The sequence below is a fragment of the Flavobacterium cerinum genome, from assembly GCF_024496085.1.
Classification (GTDB): Bacteria; Bacteroidota; Bacteroidia; order Flavobacteriales; family Flavobacteriaceae; genus Flavobacterium; species Flavobacterium cerinum_A.
The window spans coordinates 3,046,326-3,060,929 of the sequence record NZ_CP101751.1 but is presented as its reverse complement, the minus strand read 5'-3'; the positions used below and the strand labels follow the sequence as shown (position 1 = coordinate 3,060,929).

Here is a 14,604-nt window from a genome sequence, read left to right as displayed (position 1 = left end):
ATTTTAAGGATTACTGGTGGAATAATTAATTCTATGTTTACCTTTGTGCCACACAATTTCTATACGGAATGCCATGATTGAAATCGGAAAATACAATACTTTAAAAATAGACAGAGAAACAAAAGTAGGTTTGTTTCTGACAGACGGAACTGAGGATATCTTATTACCAAACAAATACGTACCCGAACAGTTTGAGATTGGAGATGAAATAGCTGTTTTTGTCTACCTGGATCATGAAGAACGTCCGGTTGCGACTACATTGGAACCGTATATCTTTTTAAATGAATTTTCATTACTACGCGTAAATTACACGAATAAATTCGGAGCGTTTATGAACTGGGGAATGGAGAAAGACCTGTTTGTTCCGTTTAAGGAACAGGCGCGTCCGATGGAGCAGGGGAAACGCTATTTAGTTTATATGTATCTTGATGAAAAAACCAATCGTTTGGTAGGTTCGAGTAAAACGAACCAGTTTCTGGATAATAAAGATATAGCACTTGAAAAAGGAGAAGAAGTCGATTTGATTATATCTCATATTACCGAAGTAGGAATTAATGTGATCATTAACGAAAAATATAAAGGTTTGCTTTATAAAAATGAAGTGTATGATGACTTGAGAACCGGAGATCGTATTATCGGTTATATCAAAAATATACGTCCGGATGGAAAAATTGACGTTTCGGCAACGAAACTGGGATTTGAAAAACTGGAACCGAGTTCACAATATATTTTGGATGAATTAAAAGCCAGTCGGGGCTTTTTAAGACTAAATGATGACAGTCATCCGGAAGATATAAAAACGGTACTTAAAATGAGTAAAAAGACCTTTAAAAAAGCAATAGGGGTTTTATATAAACAAAAGCTGATTGAGATTAAACCGGATGGTATTTATCTTGTGAAATAATAAAAAAAGAGCATTTGAAAATGCTCCTTTTTTATTTTAATTATTGTGGCAGTTTTTCAGGTGCCGGTTCCCGGTATATTACAGAAGTGATACTTTGAAGAAAAGCTTCCAACTGATCCAGTTCTTCCCGGTTAAGTTCCAGTTTTTTTAGTAATTCAGACGTTTTCGGATACAATTTATCATTAACCTGTTCGCCTTTTGGTTTTACATTTGGCATACCCGCATTATACAGATTTAAAACACCGCGTAATTCCGGGAAAAGACCATTGTGCATATACGGCCCGGTTTTTCCGACTTCGCGTAGGGAAGGTGTTCTGAATTTACCCACGTCATCCGGATTTTTGGTAATGTTATAACGTCCTAAATCTTCATATTTTCTGCCGTAATACGTTAACCCGGCATTATGAAACTGATTATCTGAAAATAGAGCCGAATTATGACAGTTGATGCATCTTGCTTTAGTTCGGAATAAATGCAAACCGGCTACTTCTTTATTGGATAGCTGCGTCGTATCACCTTCAATAAATTTATCAAAACGACTTTTACGACTAACAACAGTACGTTCAAAAGTAGCGATAGCTTTAAAAATGGTTTCTTCCGTTACTTTTTCATCGCCAAAAGCAGCTTTAAAAAGGGATTTATAGCCTTTAATTTTTTTAATCGTTTTAACAGCGATATCCATGTGGTTATTCATTTCCTTGGTATCTACAATCGGAAAGCGAGCCTGTTCTTCCAAACTGGCAGCACGTCCGTCCCAAAAGAAAACATTGGAATAGGCCACATTAATTATCGGTTTGGAATTTCGGGTTCCCGGTGTACGGTCATGTCCGTGTGAAACGCGTTTTCCGTCACCCCATCCTAATTCGGGATCATGACAGGAAGCACAGGAAATTTGTCCGGATTTAGAAAGTCTCGGATCAAAAAATAATACTTTTCCCAGTTCTCTTTTGGCTTCCGAATACGGATTCTCAGCCGGGAAACTAACCTTAGGCAATACACCTAAATCCTGAAAATTAACAACACTACTATCAATAGACGGTTTCGGCCATTGACTTACATCACCGCTACTGTATATTTTTTTCAGGTCTGATATTGAATAATATTTTTCATCGTCTTTATGGTTCTTAAGCGAAACCAGTCCGACAAACAAAAAACTGAGAAATGTAAATCCAATAATCTTTTTCATGCTTAGTAAATTATAGAGATTCCACCGTTAAAATAGGTACTCTCCTTGGTATTGTAATCGGTTGTATAGGTTTTATATTGATCACCTAAAGCAACCAGTGTGTTATAATTGGCAAAAATACGCAACTTTTTAGTTTTTGAAAGACTATATTGGTATTGAAGCATAATGTTTGAACGCAATTTTGAGGTTGCATCATACGCTTGGTCCGGTTTGATCACATTGTCGGCAAAAGACAGGTTAGAAGATGAAATCGGAATAAATACTAAACTTTCATCCAAAGCCTGATAATGTTGTACGCCTAAAGCCAGATTCAATGTGTTTTTTTCTTTCGAAAGAATGTCCTTGTTGAAAGCAGCCGAGATTTCCAGTGTATTTAAACGTTTGTCGGTACTTCCTAATAAATCGATGTATTTATGACGCATATAATTGGCACCCAGTTCAAAACTGTAAACCACTCGTTTTTTATCTTTTTTGATCAAACCACTGTTAAACGAAAAGATATCCAGGTTCATACGGTAGTTCTGACCGTTTTCGCGTACGGAAAAGTTATCGCCTTTTTGAGTTTCATAACTGAAACGAAGTTTATAATCCTTTTCCGGACCGTCATAAAAATAATTCAGATCGGAAGTATGCGAAACCACACGATACATAAACTGTTTTAGTTCATCGTCGATATAAATATAGCCGCGTACGTTTTTCTGATAAAAACTTTCCATCGATTTGTTATAGCGATACGAAGCATTCCAGCTACTACGATCGTTTTGATACTGATAACCAAAACCGAAATTTTTGTCGATCGTATTAAAAATATAACGATTGTAAGATGAATTAAAAATGATACGACCATATCCGGATGAAAATCGGGTAAACGTTTCTGAATAAACCGGTGCATTTAATGCATCATTGACATAAGTTATCGAAGAAGTTTCCGTCTTTTTAGAGATACCGGCCGATACAAACAAGCTGTTGTTTCTAAAGTTATAGCCGGTTTGGATTTCACCGCCGTAATTGCTTACTTCAACTTCCGGTCGCGGATCGTTGGTACGGTAATTTTTTCCGTTTTTATAAAACGCTTTACCGGCCAATAGGATATTGTTGTTAAACTGGTAAGCAAATCCTCCGTCCAGATTATATTCCTGATTGTCCCAGTTTCCTTTTCGGGGAGCAAAGAAATAATTGGGAGACAATACATTCTGATTTTCAGTACGCTGAGAAGAAAAATTATAGCCCAGTCCTTTTTCAGATGCTTTATGGAATACAAAACCACCGAATAATCGTAATCGGGGTTTTACATTATAAATACCCTGAGTGGTAAAACTGTACTGTGTGGTTCTTTCGGCAGTCTGAACACGCTTTAAATTCAGATTTTTTTGACTGAAGTCAATTTGTGTCAGTGTAAAGTCATTTAAATGTTGAGTGGTATAAAACAACGGATTTCTCCAGAATTGTTGTTGGATATCGTTGTAAAACAGATTCTGTTGTACCGATAAACTATCAGTGAGCTGCGCCTGAACGGCACAACTCACTAACAGAATAAAATATAATATTACTTTTTTTGAAGTCATATTGAAAAGCTTGTTCTTAAAAAATTAAGAAGCGTTTATAAAAATCTTTTTACAGATTAGTTAGCGAAACCTCTTGGATTTGCTTTTTGTTTTACGAAATCGTTTGAAGAGTTGTTTGTATCTTCAAGGATTTTACGTCCGTTTACAACAGATTTCACTTTACGGTAAACCGCTTGTGAGTTATAAGCCGCATCACAACTGATTGAAGAAGCATCAATTTGCGATTGAAGCATTTTCGGTCTTAAGCTGCTTGGATTATAGTGTTGTAATTCTACACCGTCGATGATTTTTTCGTTCGGGATTTGAACGAAAAATTTAGTAGTATTAGTAATAGATGCAATTGACGGATCCGGGAAGTTCGGATAGTTGTTCATATTGTTGTCACGGAAAATTACAAAACTATCACGTCCTAAGTTGTCAAGGATTAAGTCTTTATTAGGACTCGCATATCCTTGTCTTCCCCAATAAGCAATCTCCATATCCATTACAGCCGGGTTTTGGATGTCAAAACGGTATACATCTTCACCAAGAGATAATCGGAAATCACCTAAATACACTTCAAAATCAGCACCGCTTAAATCTACAGTAAGATCCGGATTTTGTACGCTTAACGGTTCACCACTGTTATCTACTAAAGGTGATTTGTGGTTGATTCCGGTTTGAGCAATCACAATACTTTCTCCCGGTAAAATAGGGTAGGTAGTTCCTGAACCCGGAATACGGATCACATAATCAGCATATACATAATCAGTATTAGCAGAAGAACCGGCTGTCATACCAATCGATTTGCTCCAGTCAAACTGACCGCTTGCTAACGTATAAGAAGCTGTTGTAGTTGATGTTTTTCCGTATAACTGACCGATACATAATCCATCGGCATAAATCGTTTCGTTTGAGTTGTTATAGATTTCAATAAACTGATCTCTGAAAACAGCCCCTTGTTGCGCGTGAGAACCGGCGTAATAAATTTGTTTGATCACTAAATCACCGATACGAACTGATTTTAATTTAATTTCAGTCGCGTTTACATTAGCATTGATGATAACCTGCTCCTGAGCACCGTTAAACAATACTGTTTGGGTTTCCGGTGTATATCCGAATTGGGTGCTGAATTCAGAACTGGTAAGTGTTTTTGTAGCCGTAATATTATACGTTCCCGGGATTACCGCAGGGAAAGAAGCAATTCCGTTTGTATTCGATTCGATAGTGTACGTATCTCCGGTATTGGTGTTTGTCAATATAACTGCACCACCGTTAACCGATTGACCGTTAAATGTGATAGGATCGTATTTAAGGTTTACCGAAAAGTTTACCGGTTGTAGCCCGTTGTTACCATTGCCGAAATCATCATCGGAACACGATGTAAAGGCTAATGCCGCACTGAGTAATACAAGAAATTTTTTCATGTAAGTTAGTATATAAATTAATTATTAAAATTGATATTCGATTTTAGTTCCGAAGGATAGTTGAACCATTCCTGCTTTCGGACGTTTGGTCGGTACTCCGTTGTCAATTAAATCTTCTGTCTGTTTCAGATCCAGGAAATTGTTGGAGTAGAATGAAAAACGGAACCCGTTTTTAAAATCTTTTGATACACGCAAATGGAAATTGTGATATACTTTCTGTAATGAGCGATCAATCAGCGCATTGTTTTGTGATAATATCGGTAATAACGGATGTGTATCTCTTTCTGATTCCGGGATGATCACTTTATTTAGGTTTTCATCGATATAAGCGTATAAACGATTACCGCTTCTATAGTTAGTGTTATCAATGATAAAATGCTCGCTTCGTACGGCAATTACCAATCCTGCTTTCGGTAGGTGATAGTTGATATTCGCACCCAATCGGAAGCTTTTAGAATTTTCATCATACGGTTTTAAAACCGCAATTTTTTCCGTTCTTGGCGTCGTACTGGCAATACGTTCAAAAGAATCGCGGGTATCAGTATTTACGGTTTCGGTATAACTTCCCTGAATATCGAATGTGATGTTTTTAAAAGGCGTTTTATCAAAACTCATAAAAAACTCCAATCCCCGGTCTTTCGATTCGAATTTGTTAACCAAACGACTTTGTAAATAGTAGAAAGGAGTGTAACCGGTTACCTGGTAAGTTGGTGTCTGCGTTCCGTTATATTGAACGTCAAGAACTGCCATATCCCGGAAACTTGGAATTCCTTCATTGGTGATTCCGTCATACATATGATTGTAAAAACCGGTAAAATTCAGATTTCCGAAAGGTAATTTATAATCTAATCCTAATTCTGAACGCATACTTTTTGTCGGTTTCAGGCCTTTGTTATTGGCATAATCAATAAAGGTCTGAACGATTCCCAAATTGTAATAGCCCGGATAACGGTAATCACCCAATACAGCGTCGTAGTAACGCGGACCGGTATAAATCTGATTTAAAGAAGGCGCTTTTGAGGTAATTCCAAAACCACCGCGAATTTTAAAATTGTCGTATTGATAATAACTGTTGATACGCGGAGTAAGTGTTGTAAATCCAAATTGGTTGTCAAAACGCAAACCGGTATTCATATAAAAAGTGCTGTTTTCCCAGTTTCGGGTGATGTTGTCTTCGGCGTATAATGAAAACTGATATTCAGCCCGGATGTTTTCACCGTAATTATAAGGACGGAATCCTTGTCCGGAACCACCGTTTGTCGAAGCAAAAGTACTGATCATTGTTTCGGGACTACCCAAACGACCACGTCCTTTATTGTCACTGGTTCGGAAAGAGGTACCGAATAACAAGGAATGCGACCAGTCACCGGTATTAAATGTTTTGTATAAATCAGCCGAGATAAAAGAAGAGATCGGAATACCTTCTACGGCTTTAACTGAAGTATAACTCGGTAATGTATAGGTTCCGGAATAAACACCTTCCTGTGTACTGGTTCCGACAATACTACCGCCAATATTGACAAACTTTGATTCGTAAGTTAGTTGATCACTATATCTGAAGTTAGCGTTTACATCCAGATTATCGAAAAAGCTACTGTCTTTAAATTTCCATTTAAAACGATTGGAAACGGAAAGATCTTTCTTTTTGTTTTTTACAATTTTATTGTCGGTATCTTCTTCTTCGTAGTTTACATTATCGTTGTTAAAACCATAATCGACTGAAAAGGAGTTACGGATGTTTTTGTTTTTACTGGCCCAGCTCCACATTAAATTCGTGGTGATACGCTCGTATTGATTATAGGAAACACGCGGTTCTCCGTTGGATTTTAAATAATTTACCGAAAGATTTACAAAACCGATTTTATCATTTACTTTAAAACCTTTAGCTATACCGTATTCTGTTGTTCCGTCACGTAATGAAGTATAAAGGCGATAAGGTGATTTTCCGGCTTTTTGTTCAATTTTGATCAACCCGGAAGTTAAATCCCCGTATTTTGCCGACGGAACTCCTTGTACGACTTCTACTTTTTCAATATTGTCAACCGGAATTTCTCGTAAATCTGCTCCGAAATTGGCATTGGAAAAATAACCGTTAAAACCGGAAGATGTAGCCGGATCACCAAATCCCAGTGTGTTCGGGGAGAAGGGGGCACCGTAATTTCCGCCGTAGGATTGCATGTTTTCGTTATTTGAAATTGGAATACCATCAACAACAATGGCGGTACCGAATGATTTATTACCGAAACCGGTATTGACTACGGAAGATGGGCGCACCGTACGGAAAGCGATTGGTTTAAATTCGTTTAAGGTAAAATTGGTAATGGCTTGTCCGGGTAACTGTTCCAGTACTTCATTAAGGGAAAAGGCCTGAACCTGTTCGATTACTTCTTTACCAATTGTGATCTCGGAGAATTTTTTTCCTTTACGTGCCGTAACCACAACTTCATCCAATCGTAAATTCTGATTTTGAAGATAAACTACAATTTTATTGGTAAGATCCTCTTTTTTATAGTTGTGTGTGATTTCCTGTTTGCCTAACAATTTAAAGCTAATGCTCACTTCTTTTGATGAAGGCATACGCAACTGAAATAAACCATTATCATCTGTAATAGCCCAATCGTTAGTTTCAGGATTGACTACAAATACATTCGGTAACGGTTTTTGAGTATCACGATCGAACACTTGTCCGTTGATCTGTTTTTGAGCGATTACCGTATTAAAGGCGAGTAAAAGAAAGATATATAAGAATCTCACGTTTAAGGGGGATTTTTTCTAACCGCAAAAATACTACCATTATTTTATTTAGACTAATACCAAATAGTTGTTTTTTGTGATTTATCCTGTTTTTTTAAATAATTAACAGCTAAAATCGAACTTTCTGTTTCTTTTTTTGGATTTATATGCTAATAGTTTAAAAATATAGGAGTTTAATTTTGGTTTTATTTTTTTGTGTTTTATGTATTCTGATTTAAATTGTTAAAAATCATAATTTTATAAGCGACTAATGAGATAAATATTATATTTGTATATACAAATATTGTATAGTAATGAATAGATTGGATTTTATTAAAACTATAATAGGAGGAGCAGGTATGGCAACATTATATCCGTTTTACAATTGGACAAAAGAATTAGAAGAAGAAGATATAAAGCTTCCGGTTTTATTTATCGGTCATGGTTCTCCGATGAATGGAATAGAAGATAATGTGTTTTCGCAAACATGGGCTAAAATGGGAAAAGAAATTCCAAAGCCTAAAGCAGTATTGGTAATCTCGGCGCATTGGTTAACCAGAGGTACGCATATTACAGCGATGAATCATCCGAAAACGATTCATGATTTCGGCGGATTTCCACAAGCTTTATTTGACGTACAATATCCGGCACCGGGTAATCCGGAATTAGCTAAAGTCACAGCCGATCTGGTCACATCGACCCAAGTCGGATTGGATCATGATTGGGGATTGGATCACGGAACCTGGACGGTAGTCCGACATATGTATCCGGATGCGGATATTCCGGTATTGCAGTTAAGTATTGACTATAATAAACCGCCGCAATATCATTATGACCTGGCGAAACAATTAGCGAGTCTGCGTAAAAAAGGAGTATTGATTATAGGAAGCGGAAACATGGTGCATAACTTACGAATGGTAGCCTGGGACAAACTGGCTGAACCGGAATACGGTTATGACTGGGCAGTGGAAATGAATACGCTTTTTAAAGATAAAATTGCAGATGCGGATCATAAAGCTTTAATCGATTATGAAAAACTGAATAAAGCCGCAAAACTGGCTATCCCAACGCCGGATCATTATTATCCGTTGTTGTATACATTAGGATTGCAGGATAATAAAGATGTAACATCATTTTTTAATGATAAAGCGGTAGGCGGTTCGCTAACGATGACATCCGTTAAGATCGGTTAAAAAAAAAACTCCGGTTGATCAACCGGAGTTTTTTTTATTCTTCACTTTCTTCTTTACTGAATTTAAACGGATAATCGCCGAAATGAGGCGCCAGTTTTTTAGTCTGATAGGTTTTCTTGGTGAATTTATTCGAAATTGCAATGATGGAAACCGTGTCTTTTCGTAAGGTGACTAAAGAAGAAGTATTTCCATGCCACCAACCGTTGTGGAAAAAGTATTTTTGTCCGGTTTCAAATTCCAACATCCGAACGCCTAATCCGTAATTTCGGGTTCCTTTGCGTTCGTAGCTATAACCTTTAAACATTTCGGCTTTCATTTCTTTGCTTAAAAAGTCATCGTTATATGTGGCAATGTCAAATTTTAACAGGTCGCGTGGTGTGGAGTAAATGTTTTTGTCGCCATACACCTGATCCAGAAATTCAAAAGCAAGACGTAAGTAATTGCCTTTATACGACTGACTCACTTCGTCTTTCTTTTTTAAATCGTCAAAAACAAAAGTATGTGTCATTCCCAGTGGTTCGAAAATCATTTCTTTCATAACCGTCGGGTACGTTTTTCCGGTTACTTTTTCAATAATCAGGGCTAATAAGGCATAATTGGTGTTACAATAGCCGAATCGGGTTCCCGGTTGTGATTCCAAACCAACATTTTTAGTTGCCAGAATTGTAAGTACATCCTGATTGGTCAGTGTTTTTTTCTTATCCCAAACGCCTTTATCAGCTGTAAAATAGGCATAGTTTCGTAATCCGCTACGGTGATTTAACAACATACGTACGGTTGTTTTTTCATAGGGAAACTCCGGAAGATAATTTTTAACCGGCTGATCAAATTTTATTTTTCCTTCATCTGCCAGTTTCATTACAGCTACAGCTGTGATCATTTTACTAACGGATGCGATATGGATAGGAGTATCTTCGGTTATTTTATCTCCTTTTTCTTTATAGGCATAACCGCTGTAATTTTCATAGATAATCTGTCCGTTTTTAGCAACTAAAAAACCACCGCTATAATCACCGGCATTATAATGTTTGTTGTAAAAACGTTCTACATAAGCTTTATTGTCGGATGCAAATTGCGGTGAAATTTTGGGTAATTTAATAGAAAAATCACCGGCTAATAAAGCGGTATCGTTAGGGTTATTGTCAGAATCTCGGGAATTATCTTTTTTATTGCAGGCTATTAATAATAATATGGAAAATAAGGGTACGTATTTTGTCAGTTTCATCGGGTGCGTTCCAGGGTAAAAATTTAGTAAAAGGCAAATATAAATAACACAGTTTGTTTTTAAAATTGATAGAGGCAATTATTTCTGTTAAAATTTAGTCGGATCAACCCGGATGATAATAAAAAAGGACCATTTTACGATGGTCCTTTACTTTATATACTAGTGAGCGATTTATAATCCCAGTTTTTTACGCGTATCTTTTTGTAATGCATCTTTGTGTACCAATACCGAAATCGATTTTAGTTTCATATACGGAACACTCATATAAACATAACCGCCATTAGCAACGCGGTTCGGATCGGTACCCCATGAATTTTTTACCTTATAGTAAACATTTCCTTTCTGGTCTTTTACCTTTCCGACGATATGCATCAGGTGATCATCCTGAGTAGCTAAATTTTCGAATTCCGCCTGACGGTATTCCGGTGTGATCGCTTTTTCCGGTTTGATTTCGGTTAATATCGTTTTATTGTCGGCATCGTCATTCGGGATAACCGCTACACCGTATTTTCCTGAAAAAGTCGGTTCACTAACGTCACAGTCTAATTCTACAGTAAAACCGTTAGCCAATGCATTGTCAATATTGGCGATATATTCTTCCAGCGGAAGGTTGTAAAAACTACCGTTTGAAAAATTATCCGGCACATTTAGAATAAAAGTTCCGTAATTAGGAGCGTGAGTAAAAGAAGTAATGGTAACGTAGTCTTTCGGCGTTATTTTAGTCATCGCCAAAAAGCTTTTCGGCGTGTATTTTTTTCCTTCGTAGGTAAATTCCGTTACATTTTTCCCGATATAGATGTCTAACATAGCATCAATCGCTTTCTTCCAGTTCGGAGATAATTTTTTCCCGGGATTTTCGGCATATGCTTTTAACATACTTTCCATTACCGCAACCATTTCAGCGTGATTATGGGTTTCTGCTGTACCGTTAAGACCGGTAAATGCGGCATTCGGAACCAAGCCGTAATCTGCAACACTATTGATGACATCATGAGCCAATCCGCCTTCACCAAATTGCGCTTTTCCTTGACGCATCACATAATTCTCCGCTTTTTTAGGATACGTATTACGAACCTGATACATTTCGGATAAATCTATTTTCTTTCCGGTTAAACGGATTACTTCCGATTCCAGGAATGAAGATGTAGAAAAACTCCAGCAGGTTCCGGTATTACCCTGACTGATTACCGGTAAGGCTTCCAGATCGGTAACGGTTTGAAACTCATATTTTTGTGCCTGAGCTGAAAAAAGGAAACCCAGGAAGGCTGCTGAAACAAAAATTTTTTTCATTGTATTATAATTTTTTGGAAGTGCAAGATAATGCAAAAAATGCTTTATTTTTACGCTAAAAATTAAAAATATGAATACGATAGACTGGCAAACGGCTCGGGAATTCGAAGATATAACCTATAAAAAATGCAATGGGGTGGCCCGAATTGCGTTTAACAGACCGGATGTACGTAATGCATTCCGACCAAAAACAACAAGTGAATTATATCAGGCTTTTTATGATGCGCAGGAAGATATATCAATTGGAGTAGTATTACTTTCAGCTGAAGGTCCTTCCTCTAAAGACGGTGTGTATTCGTTTTGCAGCGGTGGTGATCAAAAAGCCAGAGGACATCAGGGATATGTGGGTGATGATGGTATGCACCGCCTGAATATTCTGGAAGTACAACGATTGATTCGCTTTATGCCTAAAGTGGTGATTGCTGTAGTACCGGGATGGGCTGTTGGTGGCGGACATAGTTTACACGTAGTTTGCGACATGACGCTGGCAAGTAAAGAACACGCTATTTTTAAACAAACGGATGCTGATGTGACCAGTTTTGACGGCGGTTACGGATCTGCGTATCTGGCTAAGATGGTCGGACAGAAAAAAGCAAGAGAAATTTTCTTTTTGGGACGTAATTATTCCGCTCAGGAAGCCTTTGAAATGGGAATGGTGAATGCTGTAATTCCTCATGCTGAACTGGAAGATACAGCTTACGAATGGGCACAGGAAATTCTGGCAAAATCCCCGACTTCTATTAAAATGCTGAAATTCGCAATGAACCTGACGGACGACGGAATGGTCGGGCAACAGGTATTTGCCGGTGAAGCGACACGTTTGGCTTATATGACAGACGAAGCTGTAGAAGGAAGAAATGCTTTCCTTGAAAAACGGAAACCAAATTTCGAAAAGAAATGGTTGCCATAGTAGTAGGGTAAACATATAGAAGAGAAGAGTAGGATTTAATCCTACTTTTTTTTGGAATAATTACGAAGCCAACACTATAAGATAGTTGGATACAAATTCCTATTTTTGAAATAACTGAAGCAATACCTTTACTATGGAGCCTTTTACGAATACAAGTATCGATACCCGGGAACTTCCCCAATTTGAAACGGTAACGTTTCAATCTTTACAGGATGACTATAAAAAAATTATGTTTTTTAATTGTGCCGTTTTTGCGCTTATCCTTATCGGGATTTACGGGATTTTTGTTTTGATGACTCCGGATAGCAGAATCGAAAATGAACCGTTAATCGCCGGTTCAGGGATTTTAATCATAATTATACTGACCGTTTTATTCGGATTGTTGTCATTTCAAAAAAAAGGATATGCTTTCAGACAGCATGATGTATTGTATAAAAGCGGAGTCATTGCGACTACAATAACGATAATTCCATATAATAGGGTACAGCATGTTGCTTTACATCAGGGGTTTATTTCCCGAAAACTGGATCTGGCGGCTATCGAAATTTTTACAGCCGGCGGAAGCGGAAGTGACATTCGTATAGCGGGAATCCGAAAAGAGGAAGCGGAAAAAATCAAAGAGCTGGTAATGGCGAAACTGATTTCGGAAACGAAAATCACAACGACAGAAAACCCGGATAATACAACGGAAATATCTTCGGAAGATGAACTTTAATCAGCCGCAACGACAATCCCTTGTGGGCGTATTGGTTATGTTTACCGATACTTTCCAACGCCTGATTCGGGGTTTATGGCCAATTCTTGTAATCTGGCTTTTTAAGTTTAACGAACTCAATAAAGCCTATGTAGTATTGGGAACGGGTAGCCTTTTAGTATTGGTGGCTATTGTAGCGTATTTGCAATATCAGAATTTCACGTTTTATATTGACGATAAAAACGATGAGTTTATCATTCAGAAAGGCGTACTGAATAAAACAAGAATTGCGATCAAATTGGATAAAATCCAACAAGTAACAATTAATCAGTCATTTGTACAAAAAGTAATCGGAGTATATGCTCTTGATATTGATACCGCCGGAACGCAGAAAAAAGAAGCTGTAATTCGCGCTGTTTCACACGAATTGGCCCAAGCGCTGAAAATCCGTTTACTGGAAGGAGAAAAAAATGATCAAAAGCTAACAGATAATACGGATCAGGAAGCACCTTTTATTAAAATTAGCTTTTCGAGCTTAGTTAAAATTGGACTGACTTCGAATTATATGCGGAGTTTTGCGCTGTTGCTGGCTTTTGTCGGAACAGTTTACGAAAACGCACAAAGTTTTATGCGCGCCAATGAAATCGATGATTCTCAGGTGAATAATTATATTGATGAAAGACTGGCCATGTTTTCAATATCGATCATTATTATAATCTTTCTGAGTTTATTCTTACTGTTGAATCTTGTACGAACGATTATTAAATATTTCGATTTCAAAATCACAAAACAAAACAGATCGCTATTGTTGTCATATGGTTTGTTAAACACGAAAAATACCATCATCCGACCGGAAAAAGTACAGATCGTTTCCACCAGTCGGAATTTTCTGCAAAAAAAGATGGATACGTTAAATCTGAAAATCCGCCAGGCTTCCGGAAATGCCGATCAGGAAGAAAACGACAAACAAGCCATCCACATTCCCGGCTGTAATACTGAAGAACGGGACAAAATACTGACGTTATTATTTCATAAAATCCCGGAAGAAGGAGTGATGTTGCGCCCCAATATCAGAAGACTGATCGTAGGAATCGTGATATACCAGGTGGTACCGCTTATCATTTTGTTTTTATTCTATCATTTTAGTATTCTACCTATACAGGAATACCTTATTTTTGTACCGTTATATATAACGTTTACCGGCTTATTACTGTATTTTGGTTTCCGGAATAATCGTTTGTTTGTAACCGATGAATTTATCATTTGCAGAAAAGGCGTTTGGGATATCGAACATCAGATTATCGAACCGCATAAAATACAAGCTATTGCAACAAGTCAGTTATTTTGGCATAAAAGTGCCAATATCGGAAGTATAACGCTTTATACAGCCGGAGGAACAATTTCCTTTCATCTGGGAGATTTTACAAAAATTAAAGAATTGGTGAATGTCTGGCTTTATCAGGTCGAAACAACACCGAAAAACTGGATGTAATCCAAT

Annotated in this window: 11 protein-coding genes; 5 read left to right on the top strand and 6 right to left on the bottom strand. The window is 37.4% G+C overall.

Annotated elements, in window-relative coordinates; translation table 11 throughout:
* Positions 1–73 precede the first annotated feature (73 nt).
* Positions 74–904, top strand: coding sequence for a CvfB family protein (locus NOX80_RS13665; RefSeq protein ID WP_256550352.1), 831 nt, complete (start codon positions 74–76; stop codon positions 902–904).
* A 40-nt stretch (positions 905–944) separates the two neighbouring features.
* On the opposite strand, the gene NOX80_RS13660 is transcribed toward NOX80_RS13665, so the two are convergent.
* Genes NOX80_RS13660 through NOX80_RS13645 form a run of 4 tightly spaced genes read right to left on the bottom strand, consistent with a single transcriptional unit; the run spans position 945 to position 7,815 of the window.
* The gene (locus NOX80_RS13660) at positions 945–2,090 is read right to left on the bottom strand and encodes a cytochrome-c peroxidase (protein ID WP_256550351.1); all 1,146 of its coding nucleotides are present in this window, start codon (positions 2,088–2,090) and stop codon (positions 945–947) included.
* A gap of 2 nt (positions 2,091–2,092) precedes the next feature.
* Positions 2,093–3,655 carry a DUF6850 family outer membrane beta-barrel protein gene (locus NOX80_RS13655; RefSeq protein WP_256550350.1) on the bottom strand — a complete coding sequence of 521 codons (1,563 nt, stop codon included), beginning with the start codon at positions 3,653–3,655 and terminating at the stop codon, positions 2,093–2,095.
* A 56-nt stretch (positions 3,656–3,711) separates the two neighbouring features.
* Entirely contained in the window at positions 3,712–5,061 is a 1,350-nt protein-coding gene (locus NOX80_RS13650; protein WP_256550349.1) for a DUF4876 domain-containing protein, read from the bottom strand.
* 24 nt (positions 5,062–5,085) lie between these two features.
* On the bottom strand, positions 5,086–7,815 hold the full coding sequence (locus tag NOX80_RS13645; RefSeq protein WP_256550348.1) for a TonB-dependent receptor: 2,730 nt from the start codon (positions 7,813–7,815) through the stop codon (positions 5,086–5,088).
* A 293-nt stretch (positions 7,816–8,108) separates the two neighbouring features.
* Between NOX80_RS13645 and ygiD the strand changes: the two genes are divergently transcribed.
* Complete coding sequence (gene ygiD, locus NOX80_RS13640; RefSeq protein ID WP_371926048.1) at positions 8,109–8,987, top strand: 4,5-DOPA dioxygenase extradiol; 879 nt, start codon at positions 8,109–8,111, stop codon at positions 8,985–8,987.
* A 34-nt stretch (positions 8,988–9,021) separates the two neighbouring features.
* On the opposite strand, the gene NOX80_RS13635 is transcribed toward ygiD, so the two are convergent.
* Positions 9,022–10,212, bottom strand: coding sequence for a serine hydrolase domain-containing protein (locus NOX80_RS13635; RefSeq protein WP_256550346.1), 1,191 nt, complete (start codon positions 10,210–10,212; stop codon positions 9,022–9,024).
* 171 nt (positions 10,213–10,383) lie between these two features.
* Positions 10,384–11,502, bottom strand: coding sequence for a C1 family peptidase (locus NOX80_RS13630; RefSeq protein WP_256550345.1), 1,119 nt, complete (start codon positions 11,500–11,502; stop codon positions 10,384–10,386).
* Positions 11,503–11,572: 70 nt separating this feature from the next.
* Here NOX80_RS13630 and NOX80_RS13625 point away from each other — a divergent pair, with 70 nt between their 5' ends.
* The 3 genes from NOX80_RS13625 to NOX80_RS13615 all read left to right on the top strand — a co-directional run bounded on the left by NOX80_RS13625 (position 11,573) and on the right by NOX80_RS13615 (position 14,598).
* Positions 11,573–12,412, top strand: a complete 840-nt coding sequence (locus tag NOX80_RS13625; protein WP_256550344.1) for a 1,4-dihydroxy-2-naphthoyl-CoA synthase — start codon at positions 11,573–11,575, stop codon at positions 12,410–12,412.
* Positions 12,413–12,545: 133 nt separating this feature from the next.
* The gene (locus tag NOX80_RS13620; protein ID WP_256550343.1) at positions 12,546–13,127 is read left to right on the top strand and encodes a PH domain-containing protein; all 582 of its coding nucleotides are present in this window, start codon (positions 12,546–12,548) and stop codon (positions 13,125–13,127) included.
* The gene (locus NOX80_RS13615; RefSeq protein ID WP_256550342.1) at positions 13,117–14,598 is read left to right on the top strand and encodes a PH domain-containing protein; all 1,482 of its coding nucleotides are present in this window, start codon (positions 13,117–13,119) and stop codon (positions 14,596–14,598) included. Before NOX80_RS13620 ends, NOX80_RS13615 begins: the two co-directional genes overlap by 11 nt.
* The last annotated feature ends 6 nt before the right edge of the window (positions 14,599–14,604 follow it).